Here is a 17,935-nt window from a genome sequence, read left to right as displayed (position 1 = left end):
GTCGCCCGTTTTGAGCTCGGCGATCCCCTCATCGAAGGCCATCACCCCCTTCGCGAGGCGGACCACCATCGCGGCGGCCGTCTTCTCGCCGGGCGACGGCGATCTCATCGCCCGGCCGCAGCGGGCCCAGATCGCGGCGGACGCGGGCTTGGTCAGCGATGACGAAGGCGTCCTTCGCGTCGGTCTTCCCCGTGCCGCCCTTACAGGTGGCCGAGGCCCGATGGACCGTCAAGCCGGTGCGGTAGGCGACCGGCTGGCCGGTGGCTGATCAGCAGGCCGCGAGAGCCCCGAACTCGTCGACTCTGTCCACCACTTACGGCGCGGGCCCGGGATGAAGCCGGCCCGAGGAACTGCCCTGCTCGCCGGCTCCCGGCTGCGCGTCATGGGCTGAGGGCGGTGCCGAGGGCGGTGAGGCCGTCGGTCAGTTCCTTCAGGGTGACGTCGGTGATCAGGTGGTGGCTGACGATCAGTCCCGGCATGAGGGCGAAGAGCACCGAGGCCGCTGCCACCGGGTCGGCATCGGGGTTCAAGTGGCCCTCGGCCTTCCAGCGTTCGGCCAGTTCGGTCAGCCGCTGACGGGCCTGCGTGTACTGCTCGCGCGAGAGGTCGCGTACCTGAGGGTTGCCCAGGGCTTCGGCCCATGCCTGGACGGCGAGGCTGGTCATGTCGTAGCGGGGGTGTTCGGTGCGGGCGTGCAGTTCGTCCACCAGGATGGCGAGCGTCTGGGCTGGAGTGGGGGTGGGGCGCTGGGCGAGCAGCCGTACGAAGGTGTCGCGCACCAGGCCGATCCCGCTTTCGGCGCTGGCCTTGATGAGTTCGTCCTTGCTGCGGAAATGTCGGTAGACGGCGCTTGAGGACATCCCGGTCGCGGCGATCACGTCGTCCATGGATGTGGCGTGGAAGCCCTTCTCGGCGAAGCAGGTCCACGCACTTGTGAGGACGTGGTCGCGCCGCTTCGCGCGGGTCTCTTCGCTGAGTCGGGGCATGGACCCATCGTAAACGAAAACGAACGTTTGCGTTTCGGTACGCTGCGGGGCTAGGTTGAAGGCATCCATACGGGAACGATCGTTTCCTCTTGGGTGGGAGGTCGACCCGCCGGAGCGGCCTCCGGGCGCACCGCAGTCTGCCGGCGGCCCCCTGCGGCACGATCAAGGAGTTCGTCATGTCCCCGATCCGTACAGAACAGGGCCAGACCAGCGGCATCCACCACAGCAACGGCGTATCCGCCTTCCTGGGCCTGCCCTACGCGGCCCCGCCCGTCGGCAGGCTGCGCTTCGCTCCGCCGGCACCTGCCGAACCGTGGGACGGCGTACGTGAGGCCGCCGCGTTCGGCAACGCCGGCATCCAGATCCTGCCCGGTGTCGGCGACCTGAGCGCCGCGCAGAGCGAGGACTGCCTGTACCTCAACGTGTGGACGCCCAGTGCAGACCCGGCAGCCAAGCTCCCGGTCATGGTGTGGATCCACGGCGGCGGCTTCCTCTACGGCGCGGCCTCCGAGGCGCTGTACAACGGCGCCGCGCTGGCCGAACGTGGCGTGATCGTGGTGTCGTTCAACTACCGGCTTGGAGTCTTCGGCTTCCTGGCCCACCCCGAGGCGGGCACCAACTTCGCGGTCCTGGACTGGGTTACGGCGCTGCGCTGGGTGCAGCAGAACATCTCCGCCTTCGGCGGCGACCCCGGCAACGTGACCGTCTTCGGTCAGTCCTCCGGCGCCGCCGCCGTCCGCGCGCTGCTCTCCACACCCAGCGCCCGCGGCTTGTTCCACCGGGGGATCATCCAGAGCGCCGGCTTCGAACATCCCGTCTCGGCCAACTACACCGCCGACTCCATCGTCCAGCTCAGCAACACGCTCTTCGAACGCGTCGGCACTACCGACCTCGACGCGCTGCGTGGCCTGCCGCAGGACACGATGGTCAAAGCCTCGCTGACGAGACCCGCCGCCCTCGCCACTCCTGGACGGCTACACACCCCCGCGGACCTGGTGTGGTTTCCCGCAGTCGACGGAGACGTGGTCACCGACGGCTTCGCGGCCTGGCCGAACGACATGCCGGTGATGTTCGGCACGACGCAGGACGAGGCCCGCTATTTCCACCGCCCGGGCGGCCCGGTCGGCGGCCCCCCGGTGAGCGCCGAGCAGGCGTACACCCCCGCGGCGCTCGCCGTAATGGCCCACACCTTGGTGCCCCGGCGCGCCGACGACGTCCTCACCCAGTTCCGCGACCGCGGCCTGTCCACCTACGAGGCCCTGACCGAGCTGACCACCGCTGCGGTGTTCCACGAGCCGGCTCTGGCGGCCTACGAGCGCTTCACCGCCCTGGGGCGCACGGCCTACACCTACCGCTTCGCCCGGGTGTCCCCGGGCAACCATCGCTCGCGCATGCTCGCCTACCACATGGCCGAACTGCCCTACGTGTTCGGGCACGTGGCCGCCGGTGACGGACCGGACGCCGAGTACGACACCACGGACACCACCCTTCGCGATGCCGTGCAGCATGCCTGGGTGGAGTTCGCCCGTACCGGTACCCCCCGCACCCTCGCAGGCGAGGCGTGGCCGAGCTGCCGGACCACAGACCCCCAACTCACCGTGATCGAGGACACCGTGGAATTCCGTCCGCTCAACCCCAGCCCGCTCACACAACTGATCCGTTCCACACGCACAGACGCCGGGAACTGAGAATCACCGGGCGCGCACCACGCGAAAGCGAGTCACCCCTCGCGCTGCCCCACCCGGGCCCCCTCACCGCCACCGCCCTTCCCGGAAGCCACGGCACATGCCTCACGGGTGAGCACAGCACGCACCATCGCTCGCCGTGTCCGCCTGGAGCTGCCCATCGGTCACCGCTGCGGCGGTCCTCCCGTGCCGTGCCGGGGGCCCGTCGGCGCCTGGTCGGTGCGCGGCCGTCGAACTGATGGCCTGTGGCCGGGTTTTGCTTACCCCGGCGAGCCGGCTGCTGAGATGATCGTCCCGTAGCGGGTCATGACGTGTCTGGGGTGGGGCAGATGCTGGAGAGGCTCAACGAGCAGGTGGAACGCGGGTATGTGTTGCTGCAGGCGGGGGTGGCCGAAGGCGCCCTCGGTGAGATTCCTGCCGCCTACCGTCGAGCGCAGGATCTCGCGCAGTTGGACAACGCGGCGCTGGCCACCCTCGCTCGGGTGGCCAGCGATTTCGTGTGTCGCCTCGGCCTGGCCAGTGGGGCGGACTGGACCACGAGCACCGACGCCAGTGGCAACTCGGCCAACCTTGAGGGCCGCTCCCCACAACAGCGGGTCTTCGCCCGCCGCATGATGGCGGCCTGGTCCTCGGGGGACACCGATTCCTTCGACGCGTTGCTGAGCGCCGCCTGCACCGAACATCCACAGCGTCGCCGCTCCTACCTCGAAGGTCTCTTCCAACTGGCCATCGATGAAGCCGACATGCACGGCCAGCGTATGGCCCGCCCCTTCACCGTCGTGGGCCAGCTGACCCATTCGATCCTGGAGGTAGGGCTCAAGACAGCCGACGGGAACGCTTGACCTTCGATGGCTGTGTCGCTGCATGGCGGTCGTCCGTGATCGGGTCGGAATCCTCGATGATGGGCTGCCCAAGGTGACGGATCACGCAACGCTGGGAGCGCGGACATGACGGTGGAGGGTGGCACGCAGCACGAGCGCGTCGCAGGGCGGGTGTGGACGGTGCGGTTGGACCCCTACGGCCGCCCCTGCGCCGGCACGGTCCGCCTCTCGTGTTCCTGCACCGCCTGCGCTGACTTGCGCTGTACCAGTGCCACAGAGGGACGAAGGGCCGCGGTCGCGCACGTCAACATGCACCTGGCCCACCTCCGCAAGGATGGCGGACCGCGCAGCGCGGCATGGTGTGGCTGTCGCGTCGCCGAGTGCGGTTGGCACGCGACGACGGGGGCGGTGCGGTGCGGTGGCCCGGTGGTCCTGGCCGTGTACGCGGACAAGACGGGGCGACTGTGGCGGATCGCGGAAACCTGTGCGCGGTGCGCAGCCGCCACCCCCGGTTGCCGCGTCGTGGCCACGGCCCCACCACCCCGTCCCGCCGCGCCCCCAGCCGCAGCACGACGAGCGCCGGCGTCCAATGTTGCGGCCGCGGTGTTCTCCGACCACGACCGCTCTGCCTGCGCCGAGTCCTCCGCCCTGAGCGACAGGACCGCCGAAGTGCCCCGGGCCCGCACCGCCTCGCCTGGCGAAACGTCACCAGGGACGAGGCAGGGGGGAAAGATCGCGCAGCGGACCGTCCCCTACAACCTGCGGCCCGACGCGCTGCGCGTCGAACTCATCGACCTCGGGGACGCGTTCCGCGCCTACCAGCAACGCACCGAACCCGACCTTGTGCTCCTCGCCACCCTCCACGAGCGCAAAGCCCGCGCCTTCGCCCAGTGGGCCGAGGTCGCCGGCATCCCCTCCCTCCAACACGAAGCGGACCGCGCCCACAAAGCCGCGCAGACCACCCGCGAGATGCACCACAACCGTGCCGGCACGGTCGACGGTGACGCGACGAGCGGCAACGTGCCGGTGGTGGAACGGCTTTTGACCCCAGGACAGGCCCTGCACGCCCGGACTGTCCTGGACCACGTCCCCGCCCAAGCTCCGCACCCCGAAGCCGCGGTGCACCTCGCGGTGCTCATGCTCACCTTGCGCGCCGCGCGGAACGGCACTGGCAACATCACCGGTCAGGACCTCACCAGTTGGCTGCACGGCGAAGCCGAGCCGGTGCTGGAGAAACTGGTCACGACCGGCTGGCTGCGCCTGCCCGGCACCATCACCGAAGCGCTGACCTCCCGGCCCGAGGATCCCACCGCCCTCACCATCCCCACGTTGCTGCCCGAGCAGTGCCCGTTCACCTTCGGCAAGAACACCCGCGCGAAGCTCTCCGGTTGGGCCCAGAAGGTCGTAGGCGACCGCAATCTCCGCAAGAAGAAGTTGGGCGCCGCAAGCCGACTTCTGGCCTTGTACACCGCCGCCCACACCCGCCCCGACGGCCGCCTCGGACATCCCGAAAACGACGGACTCCACCTGGGCAGGATCGCCACGTTCTGCGCCCTGCCCGGCGAGGAAATCGCTGAGCACGCTGAGCTGTTGCTCCACGCGGAATGGCTCGCCGAAGCCGACACCGCTGACGGACAGTTGCGCGGACGGCTCGCCGAAAGGGTCCTACCGCTGAGCGGACTGCTGTGAGGCACCGCCGCCGTCACACGTGCCGGACAACTGAAGGCAGCGGCGTCCGCGCAGGACGCCCCGGCCCCGATACCCCGCGCTGCCTCACACTCCGCCTTCGCGGCGGGAGTTACCTCCACGACCGCGCAGGGTGACACCGCCCTCGACGAGCATGCCGTGGACGAAGCCATAGGAGCGCCCCAGGGATGCGGCGATGGCCCGGATGGAGGCGCCGCCCTCGTATGCCTTCTCAATGTCACCGGCAAGCTCGTCGCGCGCCGCGCCGGTGATCCGCTTTCCCTTGTCCATGAGTTCGTCCCCTTCAACTTGGATGTGCAGAAGGTGATCATTGCAGGGGTTTGGCGCCTGTCGATGGGTTTTGGGGTAAGTGGCAACGACTCAGAGAACGCGGAGTGAGATGAGGGTTTGTGGCGCGTAACGCCCCCGCCGATGCAGATGTCGTGGTCACCGGACTCGGAGCGGCGACGCCTCTGGGAGCGAACGTCGCTTCCACCCGAGACTTCCCGCCCGCGTAGGCGTGGCCGATGGACCGTGCCGCGCGAATGGCGCCGATGGCCGCGCGGGAAGCCTGGGCGGCCGTCTCTGCGCCGAGCCGCTCATGTCAACTGTGCCCGGCGCGATCAGGCGGGGCCTGCGGAGAGGGCGACTTCGACGGTGGCGCCCTCGCAAGCTGGGCGGCGGGCGGCTACCACCCGAGCTGAACCTGGGCGGGCGGCTGGTCAACGCCGGCCTCAAGCGCAGTCTGCCCAGGCACCACCGAGCCCGCGACCAGGCCCAACTCGCAGCCGAAACCGCAGGTTCTCCCACCGCCGCCAACCACACGTCATCCGCGGCTACTTCGGCGGCCCGCAGGTCTACTACAGCCTCGAAGAGAACCCTTTGAGTTTCGGATCGATATGTCGTCATGGCTCGCTGAGGGCACACCCGGTAGCCGGGCGGGTGGCTGAGGTCAGGCAGTCTGCTGTTGAGGGTGCAGGTCGAGTGCGATGTGCGGGGCGAGCGCGTGCAGGAAGTCCGGGGCGTCGAAGATCTCGCCGGCGGAGGCGACGCCGATGGCCTTGGTGCGACCGGTCAGGACGCGCTCAAGGGCTTCGACGACAAGAGGCGCGGTGACGGCGTAGATGTCCCGGCCGCTGGCCGTGGCCCGGCGTTCGACTCCGCCCGAGCGCACGATGACGTCGACGAGGAAAGTCTGGTCCGAGCGCCCGCCCTCGTCGGCGGCGGTCGGGGCTGGTGTGTGAGGGTCGGCGATGTCGCGGACTGCCTCAACGGTCATGTAGGTGGTCACGTCGGGGATGGACATGTGCTGGGGGACAGTGACGACGTCCGCCATCGTGAACTCCCCGATCACCGGCCGGGGTCCCGTCGGAGCCGGGAAGGTCCACTCCAGGGCGGGCGCGTCGTCGGTGCGGTGCTCCCACTGTCCGCCGCTGTAGCGCAGCCGGTTGGCGCCGCGCCGCTCGCGGGAGACCGCGCCCGAGAGCCGAGTGCCGGCCGTGGGATGCCAGTTGCTGAGCGCATAGGCGATGTGTGCCTCGTCGGCTTTGGCCCAGTCGCCCATCGCCGCGGTGGCCAGCAGGTCGCCGAGACCGCCGAAGAAGGCCATGGCCGGGACGATCAGCGCTCCTGCGTCCCGTGCCCGCTCCCGGTAGTGGGCGAAGGTGTCGAGGTTTGCTTCAAGCTCGGCGGCCACGTCCAGGTACGGGATCCCCGCGCGCAGCGCGGCATCGATCACGGGGCCGGTGGTCGAGGCGAAGGGGCCGGCGCAGTTGATGACTGCCGCCGTTCCCGACAGGGCCCGGTCCAGCGAGGCCGGGTCCTCGACCGACGCCACCCGAGCCTCCAGCCCGTGCTCGTCGGCCAGTTGCTCCAGAGCCTGCGCGTTGCGTCCGGACGGCAGCGGGACGAACCCACGTGTGGCCAGCTCCGTGACCACGAACCGCCCGGTGTGACCGTACGCGCCGAACACCGTCACCAGCTGACCTGACTCCATGAGACTGCTCCCGTGCCCTCGAACGCCCGCTGCGATACCGATCCGCTGCGGCCTGACACCCCCATCCTGTCCTCGCGGCAGCACCCCACACGAGTGTCGGAAACGACATGACGCGTACAGTTTCGGACGTGCCCACTGTCGCGCTGGCCGTCACCGACGGCATGCTCCACTACGAACTGTCCGTGGCCGTCGAGGTCTTCGGGGTCGATCTGACCCACCTCGTGGACCCCTGGTATGACTTCTCCCTCTGCGGGAGCGGTCCGGTGCGCGTCGACCGCTTCCGCCTGGAACCCGACCACGGACTCGACCACCTCGCGCACGCGGACACCGTGATCGTCCCCGGCTGGGCCGACACGGATCGCGAACCGCCCACCGAACTGGTCACGGCGGTGCGCGCCGCTCACGCTTCCGGCGCCAGGGTGGCCTCACTGTGCACGGGCGCCTTCGTCCTGGGCGCGGCAGGACTGCTCGACGGCAGGCGCGCGACCACACACTGGGCGCACACGCGGGAACTGGCCCGGCGCCATCCGGCGGCCACCGTCGATCCGGACGTCCTCTACGTCGACAACGGCGACGTCCTCACCTCCGCGGGCAAGGCCGCGGCCATGGACCTGTGCCTGCACCTGGTCCGCCTCGACCATGGCTCGGCCATCGCCAACAAGATCGCCCGCCGTCTGGTCATCCCGCCGCACCGCGACGGCGGCCAGGCCCAGTTCATCGCAACCCCCGTCCCCGCCCCGGGCAACCACCCCCTGAGCGAGCTCCTCCCCTGGGCGCTGGAGCGACTGGACCAACCGCTCACCGTAGAGGATCTGGCCCGCCAGGCCCGCATGAGCTCACGCCACCTTGGCCGCCACTTCAAGCACCTCACCGGCACCACACCCCTGCAGTGGCTCCACGCCCAACGCATCCGCCACGCCCAGGAACTGTTGGAGACCACCAACGCCACCGTGGACACCATCGCCGTGGCCACCGGTATGGGCACCGCCACCACACTGCGTCGCCACTTCCACCGCAGCGTCGGCGTCCCACCCGACACCTACCGCCGCACCTTCCGCCCCTGACCTTGTCGTTCATCTGGCGACGGCGAAACGTACCTCGAACTGCGTCGCCCACCTGGGCATTTGCCAGGTCCAGGGGCAACCCCGGCCTGATCATGTGCTCCGACCAAGGGCGCACCGACCAGACCGATGCCGCGGCGATGAGCGTGCTGCAACAGCGGGACGGGCAGGAAGCTTTGGCGGGACCATCCCGCTTCCGGGGCGACTTCCGCGACTGCCTGAGCGGATGCCGAGATGCCTTGTCCAAACTCACCGATGCTGTGCTGTGCTGTGCACGGACGGAACGGTCAGGACACTGGTGGATCCGACGCTTCCCTCCGAACACCTTCGTGGCCCCGGCGCGTTGTACGGAGGCTTGAACAAGGCACGGGAGCGCGGCCACCGCGACGCCATGGCCGCCGAACCGCGGACGGGGCCGTCAGCCGGTCAAACTCCGTGTGGTGAGCGGGAGTTTCCACACGTTGCGACGGTGTATGGCGGTGAGGCTGTGGTGCAGGGGGGAGGGCGGGACGGCCAGCACCGTGCAGCAGGCGCGTGCCACGCAGTACCGGGAGACCGAAGGCCACATTCCGCGACGCAGCCTGCCGCGGGCCCCGGCGCCGATCACGAGCAGATCGTCGCTCCGGTCGGCGGTCGCCACCAGCGCCCTTCCCGGCGTGCCGCGCGCGACCAGGGCGTGGAGCGGAACCCCCGGGCCCTCGCTGCCGAAGGCGGTGTCCAAGGCGTCCATGAGTTGCTCGCTCGCCATGCGGTGCCACGTGGTGACCAGTGACGCGCCGCGGGAGGGGAGGTCGCCACCGGGTGGCTCCCAGGCCAGTACGGCCCACAGTTCCGCACTCCGCACGCGCGCTTCCGCGGCGGCCCGGTGCAGAGCCGTCACGCTGCCCAACGAACCGCTCACGCCGACCACGACGCGCTGGCCCAGGGGTTCGGCCATGGGCCACGCTCCTCGGATGTGCTGCCCTCACGGGACCCGAGCCGCGATGACGTGTCGCGACCGGGCCCCGCGTGTCTGTCGAGTTCATCGAAGCGCCGCCGACGTGGCCGTTCCGCCTCGTTGGCGCTTCCCTTACGCGGGTGGGGAAGACCCTGACGACGTCATGACGCCGACCGGTCGCCGGTGAGCGGGGCCGCGCGGCCTGGGGCCCGTCCGATGGGTCAGGGGCGGACAGGCCGTAGCCTGGCTCTCGTGATCGTATGGCTCAACGGCACCCACGGTGCGGGCAAGACGACGACCAGTGCGCTCGTGCAGCAACTGATTCCGCATTCCCGAGTGTTCGACGCCGAGAAGGTCGGCGAGACACTCATGGACATCAGGCCGGGGCTGCCCGAGACGGACAACTTCCAGCACTGGCCGCCGTGGCGGCCGCTCGTCGTCGAGACCGCCCGCCGGGTACTCGACTACGCGGGCGGCACCCTGGTGATGCCCATGACCGTCCTGGTCGAGCAGTACTGGCGCGAGATCAGCTCGGGTCTCGCCCAACACGACGTCCCCGTACGGCACTTCGTCCTCCACGCTAACCAGGAGACCCTCCGCGGACGCATCATGGGCGACACCGTTCTCGGCCCCTCCGCCTTCCGCCTGAGGCACCTTGAGCCGTACGCCGAGGCGGCCCGCACATGGCTACACGGCGAGGCCGAGGTCGTCGACACCACGCACCTCACGCCCGCCCAGGCCGCCCTACGGATCGCCGAGGCCGTCAAGCGCTGAGGCCCGCCCGTCCTCGCGCGAGGACGGGCCGACTTGCCGCAGCCGTCAAGGTCGCAGCCATCGGGGTCGCGGTCGTCACTCGGGAGCCCGGTCGAAGGGGTTGATGCCGGCGCGTTTGGTGGTGCGGATGACGGGTGCGCTTTCGATGTGGGCGAGTCCGGGCAGGGCGGCGAGGGGGCCGGTCAGGTAGGCGTGCAGGGCGCGGCTGCTTTCGCAGGTGATAGCCGCGTAGAGGTTGGTCGGGCCGGTCGTGGAGGCGGCGAAGGAGGCTTCCCTGTGTGCGGCCAGGGCGCGGCCGGCGGCGTCGAGGTGCGCCGGCCGTACCGACGCCCACAGCATGGTGTTGCGCTGCCGGTTGACCAGGGAGGGGCGGTAGTCGATGTCGAAGTAGAGCACGCCGCGTCTGCGGAGCTCCAGCACGCGACGGTGTGCCGTGGCGGGCGAGCAGTCGGCCGCCCTGGCGAGCTGTTGGTTCTCGGCGCGTCCGTCGGTGGCGGCTCTAGGAAACGATCGTCACGTCCATGCCGCCGTCCGTGAGGTGCGCCGCCACGCAGGAGAGGTCGGGGATCACCGCGTCGGCCGCCGGGGCCAGGGCGTGCGCGTCGTGGGTCGTGGTGAGGGCCACCGTGAGCATGCCGGCAGCCCGTGCGGCTTCGAGACCGGCGGGGGCGTCCTCGAAGGCGACGCAGCGCGCGGGGTCAACGTCCAGGAGTCGGGCGGCGGTCAGGAACGGCTCCGGGTGCGGCTTGTGCTCGGTGATGTCGTCGACCGTCACGAGGTGCCTGGCCTCGATGCCCGCCGCGGCCAGGCGGGCATCGGCGATGCGGCGGGTGCCGGAGGTGACCACCACCCAACGGTCCGGGGGAAGCGATGATGGTTCACGATCAGGGCTCTCCGGCCCTGGGGGCTGTTGGCCGAGGCGCGGATTCCCGTGGTGGTGCACTGCGGCTCCGGGTCGGTGCCCGGCAAGCACACCGGCCCCGCGGCGCTCGCACGGGTGTTGGCCCGCCACCCGCAACTGCCGCTGATCGTCGCGCACTTGGCAAGACCGAGTACGGGGAGCTCCTCGACCTCGCCGAACGGTACGACCAGGTACGGCTGGACACGACGATGGCCTGCACGGACTTCACCGAGGGATGTATGTCGTTCCCCCGCCGGGCCCTGCCGCGGCGCGCCCGTTCGGCCTGTAACGCCGCGTCTCGGTACGGCGGGCAGCCTCCTTCTGGTCGGTGCGGGATACGCACGGTGACCGGGTGGGAACGCCGCGGCCGCGGCCCTGGGGGTTGCGGTCGCGGCGTCGGGGGTTCGGCGCGACGCTGGCAGGAGAGCGCGGCTCGCCTTCCCGATGCGGGTGCGTCGGCGACCGCGCCGAACAGGAAGGCAGCGGTCATGGCAGCAACGCCGGACAACGGGCGGCAGCGGAGCGTCTACAACGGCAAAGTCGTCGTCGGCGACGCATTGTTCGCCGGCGTGGCGCTCACGGTAAGCGGCCCCCTCAGCATTCTTCAGGGCATCACCGGGATCACCCGGGACAGGCTCTTCTCCTCGTTCGGATACGCCTACCGATTCGACCTCACCGCGTGGGGCTGGATTCACCTTGTCATCGGTGTGGCACTCTTCGTCGTCGGCGTCGGAATCCTCCTCGACAAGGCATGGGCGCGCGGGGCCGGCATTGCAGTGGCGGGGGCCAGTCTGATCACCCAGTTCATGTTCGTGCCGTACTACCCCGTGTGGTCCATCATCGTGATGGCATTCGACCTCCTCATCGTGTGGTCGCTGAGCAGGTCGTTCCACCCTGCGGCCCGCGGCAGTTGATAGGCGGGGCCCGGGTCGCCGTCATCTGAGGGGTCCCCGGTAGGACGGGAGCGCCCGTCCTACCGGGGACCGCGTGCGTCCCGATGCCCCACCCGCCGGGAACCCTCAGGGGCCGAGCGCTCACATCGCGTTGTGTCGAGCAGATCAATAAGAGGTTAGGCTTGCCTAAGCCGAACCGGGGGTGGGGTCTTCTCTCGCGCCGTCCGGACGGACTGTCGACCGCAGTCAAGTGGGCCGTGCACACCGCGGCCCGGGAGAAAAGGACCTGGCATGGCCATCGCTTCGCGCCGGATATCGCGCCGTCTCTTCGCCGCCTCGGCGGTGACCTCACTGCTGTTGGTCACCAGCGCCTGCGGCGGCGGGGGAGACGACGACAGCGCCGCCGCGAGCGACAGTAGCGGTGCCTTCCCGGTGTCCATCAAGAGTGCGCTGGGCACGGCCACGATCAAGAAGGCACCCAAGCGGATCGTCACCCTCGGCCAGGGCTCGGCCGAGACGGCAATCGCCCTGGGGCACACGCCCGTTGGCGTGGAGGAGTACGCCTGGGGCAGCGACAAGTCCGGTTACCTGCCCTGGATCCGGGACGCGGTGAAGAAGTCCGGCGAGCCGCTGCCCAAGCAGTTCAAGGGGGGCGATCAGCTCGACATCGAGGCGATCACCGAACTGGCCCCGGATCTGATCCTGGCACCGTGGTCGGGCATCACGGCCAAGCAGTACGACCTCCTCAAGGACATCGCTCCGACCGTGGCGTATCCGGACAAGGCGTGGAGCACCCGCTGGGACCAGCAGATCAACACCATCGCCAAGGCGGTCGGCCAGCCGGCGAAGGGCACCGAGCTGATCAAGGGCATCAAGAAGCAACTGTCCGACGCCGCAGCCGCCCACCCGAACTACAAGAACGTGACCTTCTCCTACATCTACACCTCCGGTCCTGGCACGTTGGGCGTGTTCAAGCCCGACGAGCAGCGGGTGGAGATGGTCAGGTCCCTGGGGCTCACGGTCGACCCGGTGGTCAACACCTTCAAGGAGACCGACGGCACCGCCTCGTCGCTCATCGGCCTGGAGAACGCGGACAAGCTGAACAAGAGCGACGTCCTGTTCACCTTCTACTCCGACGACAAGACCCGGCAGGAGATCGAGAAGCAGTCGCTGTACGCGGCCATGCCGGCCGTCAAGAAGGGCGCCGTCGTGGCGAGTTCGGACAACTCCTTCGTCACCGCCTCCTCCATGATCAACCCGCTGACCGTGCCCTACAGCATCAAGCGCTACCTGCCGCTGATCGACGGCGCGGTGAAGAAGGCCGGCAAGTAGCGTCACGGGACGGGTTGAACAGATGACCGCGACCATCGACACCACGCAGCAGCGGACACCGGTGCGCCGGCTCGGCCGGCGCACCGCCGCCCTGCTGCTCCTGGCCCTGGCGGCCCTGGCCCTCGTCTGCCTGGCCAGCATCATGTTCGGCAGCAAGACCCTGACCCCGGGCCAGGTCTGGGACGCCGTCACCGGCCACGGCGACGCCTACACCACCACCGTGGTCGAAAGCCGCTATCCGCGCACCGCGTTGGGGATCGTGGTGGGCCTCGGCCTCGCCGTGGCCGGTGTCCTGATGCAGACGGTGACCCGCAACCCGCTCGCCGAGCCGGGCCTGTTGGGCGTCAACACCGGGGCCGCCGCGAGTGTGGTGGCCGGCACCGCGTTCGCCGGCGCCTCCGGGCAGACCCAGACGCTGCTGTGGGCGCTGCCCGGCGCCCTGCTGACCGGCGTGTTCGTCTACGTCATCGGCACCCTCGGGCGGGGACTGAACCCGGTGCGGCTGGTGCTGGGCGGCGCGGTGCTCACCGCGGTGCTGAGCGCCTTCATCCAGGCCGTCACGCTCAGCCGCCCGAAGGTCTTCGACAGCTACCGCTACTGGGTCGTCGGCGCCCTCGGCGGCCACGACTGGGACGCCGTGCGGAGCGTGTTGCCGCTGGCCGTCGCCGGACTCGCGGTGGCCCTGTTCCTGGGCCGCGGACTGAACATCGTTGCCCTGGGCGAGGATTCCGCCACGGCCCTCGGGGCCCGCCCGGAGCGCGTCAAGGCCGCCGCGCTGCTGACGGCCACCTTGTTGAGCGCCGCCGCCACCGCGGCCGCGGGACCGATCGCCTTCGTCGGCCTGGCCGTTCCGCACCTGGCCCGCACCCTCCTCGGGGCCGACCTGCGACGGCAGCTCGCGCTCAGCGCCCTGCTCGGGCCGGCCCTGCTGCTGGCCGCTGACGTCATAGGGAGGCTCCTGGTGCGCCCGCAGGAGCTGATGGTCGGTGTCGTCACCGCGTTCGCCGGAGCCCCCGCCCTTCTGATCGCCGTCCGTAGGATGCGAGCCACCTCGTGACCCACTCCATAACTCCGGCGTCCGCCGCCTCCGTTCGGCGGCCGCGGCCCGGCAGTCGAAAGTTCCTCATCAAGCTCGGGTCGAAGGTCGCCCTGCGGGTTCCGGTCCGGATGTTCTGGGTCGGCGTCGCCCTGTGTGTGGCCATCCTGGCGGCCTGCACCGCCACCCTCACCGTGGGCCGCCTCGGCATCGCCCTGCCGGACCTGCCCTCGGCGTTGACCGGCCATGCCACCGGCGTGAACTCCTTCGTCCTGGACCGGTTGCGCGGACCGCGGCTGACGGTGGCGGTCGCCGCCGGCGCCGCCTTCGGCCTGTCCGGCGCCCTCTTCCAGTCGGTGACCCGCAACCCGCTGGGCAGCCCGGACGTCATCGGCCTCGGCCCCGGAGCCGGCGCGGGCGCCGCACTGGTCGCCCTGCTCTTCCCGGGCGCACCGGTCGCGTTGGGGGCGCTCGGCGGGGCGCTGGCGGCCATGGCGGTGGTGTACGTGTCGACCGGGAGCGGCTTCCGCAACCCCACCCGACTGGTCATCGCGGGCATCGGGGTCTCGGCGATGGCGACCGCCTTCATCCAGTACATCGTCTACGCCATCGAACGCGACCAGGCCACCATGCTCAGCTCGTACCTCAACGGCAGCCTCACCGCCCGCTCTTGGGGCGACGCGGCGACCATCGGCGTGGTGCTGCTGCTCTGCGCGCCGTGTGCCGCGCTGCTGTCCCGCCCCCTGGGCATCAGCGAGATGGGCCGGACCACGGCGGCGGCACTGGGCGCGCGCCCGGACCGCGCCTTCACCGGTGCCGTACTGCTGACGATCGTGCTCTCCGCCGGCGCCGTCACGGTAGCCGGCCCGATCTCGTTCATCGCGCTCACCGCACCCCAGATCGTCAAGCGGATCACCCGCGGCACCGGCCCGCACCTGGCGCTCTCCGCGCTCGCCGGCGCCCTGCTGCTCGTCCTCGCCGACCTGGCGGCCCAGAACGCCCCGGTCTTCGGCAAACTGCCCGTCGGCATCTGGACGATGGCGCTGGGCGGCGCGTACCTGGGCTATCTGCTCCTTCGCGAGTGGCGCCGCGGGGCCCTGTGACGCGGCGCGGGCCGGGCGCCGTCAGCGCCCGGACGCGTCGCCCGCGGCGGGGCGCAGGCCGACGCTCCCGGGCCACCCGTGGTCGCGCAACGGGCCTACCGCGTAACCCCGTTGCCGACAGGTGTCCAGAATGCGGGGGAGGGCGCCGAGAGTTGACCGCCAGGCGCCGGGCGCGGAGGTGCAGTCCGAGTCGTGGAGCAGGACGGTGCCACCGCCGTGCAGGTCGGAGACGACCGTGCGGTGGACCGATTCCGGAGTGGCCCGGGCCGTCCAGTCCCGGCCCCAGCAGGTCCACAGCACCGGGGTGAGTCCCAGGCGGTGGGCGGCCACGTGCGCGGCGGTGGACATGACGCCGTACGGGGGGCGGAAGAGCGTGGGCCGGCTGCCGGTGATCGCGGCGAGCGTGTCGCGGGCGCGGGCGAAGTCGTCGTGGGTGGCGCGCGGGCCGCGCAGGAGCAGGGGGCGGTGCAACCAGCCGTGGACGCCGATTTCGTGGCCGGCGGCGGCGATCTCCCGGACCAGGCCCGGGGAGCGACGGGCTTCGCTGCCGAGCAGGAAGAAGGTGGCACGCACCCCCTGGCCGTCGAGCAGCCGCAGGAAGTGCGGCGTGGAGCGGGGGTCGGGCCCGTCGTCGAAGGTGAGCGCGACGTGGTCCGCGCGACCCCGACCGGCGAGGCGGGGCATCGCGCCGTTGCGCAGCGGGCCGAAGGTGGAGACGACGGGAGCGCAGTGCAGCGCGGTGAGGGCCAAGGCCCAGGCGGTCGCCCGGAGTCGCGGAGGCGTGGTCACGAATGGCGCCCCTCCGGAACGTGGCCGGGCGCGGGGCGGTCCGGGTCGAGGTCGTGGCCGACGGCGCGCAGCAGGGCGGGCCCGTCGTACGCCGTGGCGACTCCGGTGCCGACGGCGCAGGCCCATACCGTGCAGGCCGCGGCGGCGGTGACGACGAGCCGCCGGGAGCGCGCCCGCCGCCGCGCGCGGGGCCGCGGGGCCGGGAGCGGTGGGCCCGGGCGGTGGACGCGGGCTATCTCGGCGGCCGGGCCGGCGCCCGAGGAGTCCGCGAACAGCGCGAGCGCCGCCGCCCGTTGACGCAGTCCGAGCGGGCCGTCTGCCAGGTCGCCCAGCACGCTCCTGAGGTCGGCCGGGTCGCGGATCCACACGGCGACCCCGGCCTCGTCCAGGGCCGCGGCGTTGGCCAGGCCGTGGCCCGGTATGCAGCGGTAGCTGGCCACCGGCAGCCCCGCGGCGAACGCCTCCAGGCACGTGAGCCCGCCGGCGTTCTGGACCAGGACGTCGGCCGCGCGCATCAGGTCGGGCATGTCGTCGACCCAGCCGTGGACATGCGTGATCCCGTCCGCGCGCAACTGCTCGGCGAGGGGCCGATTGCGGCCGCAGACGACGACCGGGACGGCGGCGCCGCCGTCCCGTAGCTCTCGGGCGACCTGCCGTACGGGGCCGACGCCCCAGGAACCGGCGACCAGCAGCGCGAGCCGGGCGTCGGGCGGCAACCCGAACCTGGCCCGGGCGCGCTGGCGTTCCGGTACGTCGCTGGGGCGGAACCGGGGGTCGGCGACCGGCCCGCACACCCGGACGTCCCGGGCCCCGGCCGCCCGCGCCTGAGCGGCGGGCACGGCGTGCGCCGCGAGGTGGACGTCCACGCCCTTGGCCACCCACAGCGGATGCACCGAGAAGTCGGTCAGGTAGGTGAGGACGGGGACGGTCAGACGACCGGCGAGGCGCAGGCCGCCCAGCACGCGACTGGCTCCGGGGTAGGTGGAGACGACGGCCCCGGTCCCGGGGTGCAGCGCCTTCAACACCCGGTCCTCGGAGGCGTGCAGCAGGGTCCGTGCCACCGGGCCGCCCCCACCGGCGCGCTCGGTGCTGGCGTAGATCCGCTGGTAGGCCCACGGCGCCCGGACGAGCATCCGGTGGTAGCCGTCCCGGACCGCCCGGCCGAGCCCGGCGGGCAGCAGGTCCAGCAGGTCGTAGCGGTCGACGGCGAATCCGCCCTCGGCGAGGCGGCGCTCCAGCTCGGTGGCGGCACCGTCGTGGCCGGCGCCGACGCTCGCCGAGACGATCGCCACCCGGCGCGCGGGCACCGCCCCGCCACGGGGCGGCGGCAGGGCACCCGCGGGAGCGGGCCTCGGGAGCGTACGTCCGGGATGAGCCATGGGCTTTCCTCTGCGCAGAATGGGAGGACGCGTGACTACAAGTTGTAGTAGCTCGCGGTTCGAAGCGGGAGCATACCTCCTACAACTAGTAGGAGGTCACGGGGTAGCCTGTTCCACGACCAGGTGACGGAAGGGCGAACGGTGAACGACTTCAGGGGCGGCGCCCCCGGCAGACGGGCGCGCGGCGAACTGGAGAGCCAGGTGCTCGCTGCCCTCTGGTCCGCGGACGGCCCACTGACACCGCGCCAGGTCCTGCAGTGCCTGCCGCGCGACCTCGCCTACACCACGGTCCTGACGATCGTGTCCCGGCTGTATGGCAAGGGCATGCTCGTCCGGCACCGCGCGGGCCGCGGATACGCCTACGAGCCGGCCCGCGACGAGGCGTCCCACACCGCCCACCGCATGCGGTCGCTGCTGGAGGGCGGCTCCGACCGGGAGGCGGTGCTGGCCCGCTTCGTCTCCGAACTCTCCGAACAGGACGAGCAGTTGCTCCACCACCTGCTCTCCGGAAACGACGGCGGCGACGACCCCGGGCAGCCCACCGAGGGGAGGTGAT

The 17,935-nt window shown here is 71.1% G+C and carries 18 protein-coding genes and 2 pseudogenes; 11 read left to right on the top strand and 9 right to left on the bottom strand.

The window, feature by feature from the left end; genetic code table 11:
- Positions 1–85: 85 nt before the first annotated feature.
- Both PV796_RS01115 and PV796_RS01110 read right to left on the bottom strand, forming a co-directional pair.
- A pseudogene (locus tag PV796_RS01115) lies at positions 86–259 on the bottom strand (IS110 family transposase); the annotation flags it as partial.
- Between the two features lie 121 nt (positions 260–380).
- Complete coding sequence (locus tag PV796_RS01110) at positions 381–986, bottom strand: TetR/AcrR family transcriptional regulator (protein ID WP_274910849.1); 606 nt, start codon at positions 984–986, stop codon at positions 381–383.
- Positions 987–1,162: 176 nt separating this feature from the next.
- Between PV796_RS01110 and PV796_RS01105 the strand changes: the two genes are divergently transcribed.
- From PV796_RS01105 to PV796_RS01095, 3 genes are all read left to right on the top strand, one after another.
- Positions 1,163–2,674 (top strand): carboxylesterase/lipase family protein, encoded by a 1,512-nt coding sequence (locus tag PV796_RS01105; RefSeq protein ID WP_274910848.1) that lies wholly within the window; start codon positions 1,163–1,165, stop codon positions 2,672–2,674.
- A gap of 326 nt (positions 2,675–3,000) precedes the next feature.
- On the top strand, positions 3,001–3,513 hold the full coding sequence (locus PV796_RS01100; RefSeq protein WP_274910847.1) for a hypothetical protein: 513 nt from the start codon (positions 3,001–3,003) through the stop codon (positions 3,511–3,513).
- Between the two features lie 582 nt (positions 3,514–4,095).
- Positions 4,096–5,181, top strand: coding sequence for a hypothetical protein (locus PV796_RS01095; RefSeq protein WP_342456873.1), 1,086 nt, complete (start codon positions 4,096–4,098; stop codon positions 5,179–5,181).
- An 84-nt stretch (positions 5,182–5,265) separates the two neighbouring features.
- On the opposite strand, the gene PV796_RS01090 is transcribed toward PV796_RS01095, so the two are convergent.
- Together PV796_RS01090 and PV796_RS01085 are read right to left on the bottom strand one after the other, a co-directional pair.
- Positions 5,266–5,469, bottom strand: coding sequence for a helix-turn-helix domain-containing protein (locus PV796_RS01090; RefSeq protein ID WP_274910845.1), 204 nt, complete (start codon positions 5,467–5,469; stop codon positions 5,266–5,268).
- 661 nt (positions 5,470–6,130) lie between these two features.
- Entirely contained in the window at positions 6,131–7,174 is a 1,044-nt protein-coding gene (locus tag PV796_RS01085) for a saccharopine dehydrogenase family protein (RefSeq protein ID WP_274910844.1), read from the bottom strand.
- A gap of 128 nt (positions 7,175–7,302) precedes the next feature.
- Here PV796_RS01085 and PV796_RS01080 point away from each other — a divergent pair, with 128 nt between their 5' ends.
- Positions 7,303–8,238: a helix-turn-helix domain-containing protein gene (locus PV796_RS01080; protein ID WP_274910843.1), complete on the top strand. Its 936-nt coding sequence runs from the start codon at positions 7,303–7,305 to the stop codon at positions 8,236–8,238.
- 415 nt (positions 8,239–8,653) lie between these two features.
- Here the strand turns inward: PV796_RS01080 and PV796_RS01075 are convergent, their stop codons facing one another.
- A complete protein-coding gene (locus tag PV796_RS01075) occupies positions 8,654–9,172 on the bottom strand; it encodes a universal stress protein (protein WP_274910842.1) in 519 nt (172 codons plus the stop codon).
- Positions 9,173–9,424: 252 nt separating this feature from the next.
- Between PV796_RS01075 and PV796_RS01070 the strand changes: the two genes are divergently transcribed.
- Positions 9,425–9,946: an AAA family ATPase gene (locus tag PV796_RS01070; RefSeq protein WP_274910841.1), complete on the top strand. Its 522-nt coding sequence runs from the start codon at positions 9,425–9,427 to the stop codon at positions 9,944–9,946.
- Between the two features lie 75 nt (positions 9,947–10,021).
- Here the strand turns inward: PV796_RS01070 and PV796_RS01065 are convergent, their stop codons facing one another.
- The gene (locus PV796_RS01065) at positions 10,022–10,366 is read right to left on the bottom strand and encodes an Lrp/AsnC family transcriptional regulator (RefSeq protein WP_274910840.1); all 345 of its coding nucleotides are present in this window, start codon (positions 10,364–10,366) and stop codon (positions 10,022–10,024) included.
- Between the two features lie 79 nt (positions 10,367–10,445).
- Complete coding sequence (locus PV796_RS01060; RefSeq protein ID WP_446750547.1) at positions 10,446–10,793, bottom strand: HAD family hydrolase; 348 nt, start codon at positions 10,791–10,793, stop codon at positions 10,446–10,448.
- 54 nt (positions 10,794–10,847) lie between these two features.
- On the opposite strand from PV796_RS01060, the pseudogene PV796_RS01055 reads away from it, so the two are divergent.
- The 5 genes and pseudogenes from PV796_RS01055 to PV796_RS01035 all read left to right on the top strand — a co-directional run.
- Positions 10,848–11,122 (top strand): annotated as a pseudogene (locus PV796_RS01055) (amidohydrolase family protein); the annotation flags it as partial.
- Between the two features lie 213 nt (positions 11,123–11,335).
- The gene (locus tag PV796_RS01050) at positions 11,336–11,761 is read left to right on the top strand and encodes a DUF7144 family membrane protein (protein ID WP_274910839.1); all 426 of its coding nucleotides are present in this window, start codon (positions 11,336–11,338) and stop codon (positions 11,759–11,761) included.
- 270 nt (positions 11,762–12,031) lie between these two features.
- A complete protein-coding gene (locus tag PV796_RS01045; RefSeq protein ID WP_274910838.1) occupies positions 12,032–13,072 on the top strand; it encodes an iron-siderophore ABC transporter substrate-binding protein in 1,041 nt (346 codons plus the stop codon).
- Positions 13,073–13,094: 22 nt separating this feature from the next.
- Positions 13,095–14,129 (top strand): FecCD family ABC transporter permease, encoded by a 1,035-nt coding sequence (locus tag PV796_RS01040; RefSeq protein ID WP_274910837.1) that lies wholly within the window; start codon positions 13,095–13,097, stop codon positions 14,127–14,129.
- A 110-nt stretch (positions 14,130–14,239) separates the two neighbouring features.
- Positions 14,240–15,211 carry a FecCD family ABC transporter permease gene (locus PV796_RS01035; protein WP_274918807.1) on the top strand — a complete coding sequence of 324 codons (972 nt, stop codon included), beginning with the start codon at positions 14,240–14,242 and terminating at the stop codon, positions 15,209–15,211.
- A gap of 21 nt (positions 15,212–15,232) precedes the next feature.
- On the opposite strand, the gene PV796_RS01030 is transcribed toward PV796_RS01035, so the two are convergent.
- A complete protein-coding gene (locus tag PV796_RS01030) occupies positions 15,233–16,000 on the bottom strand; it encodes a polysaccharide deacetylase family protein (RefSeq protein ID WP_274910836.1) in 768 nt (255 codons plus the stop codon).
- The gene (locus PV796_RS01025; protein ID WP_274910834.1) at positions 15,997–17,379 is read right to left on the bottom strand and encodes a glycosyltransferase; all 1,383 of its coding nucleotides are present in this window, start codon (positions 17,377–17,379) and stop codon (positions 15,997–15,999) included. Before PV796_RS01025 ends, PV796_RS01030 begins: the two co-directional genes overlap by 4 nt.
- Before the next feature lie 141 nt (positions 17,380–17,520).
- On the opposite strand from PV796_RS01025, the gene PV796_RS01020 reads away from it, so the two are divergent.
- Positions 17,521–17,934, top strand: a complete 414-nt coding sequence (locus PV796_RS01020) for a BlaI/MecI/CopY family transcriptional regulator (RefSeq protein ID WP_274910833.1) — start codon at positions 17,521–17,523, stop codon at positions 17,932–17,934.
- Position 17,935 lies beyond the last annotated feature (1 nt).

Origin of the sequence: Streptomyces sp. WZ-12, assembly GCF_028898845.1 — a bacterium.
GTDB lineage: Bacteria > Actinomycetota > Actinomycetes > Streptomycetales > Streptomycetaceae > Streptomyces.
Note: the sequence above shows the minus strand (reverse complement) of the source record. Positions and strands in the feature narration are given on the sequence as shown.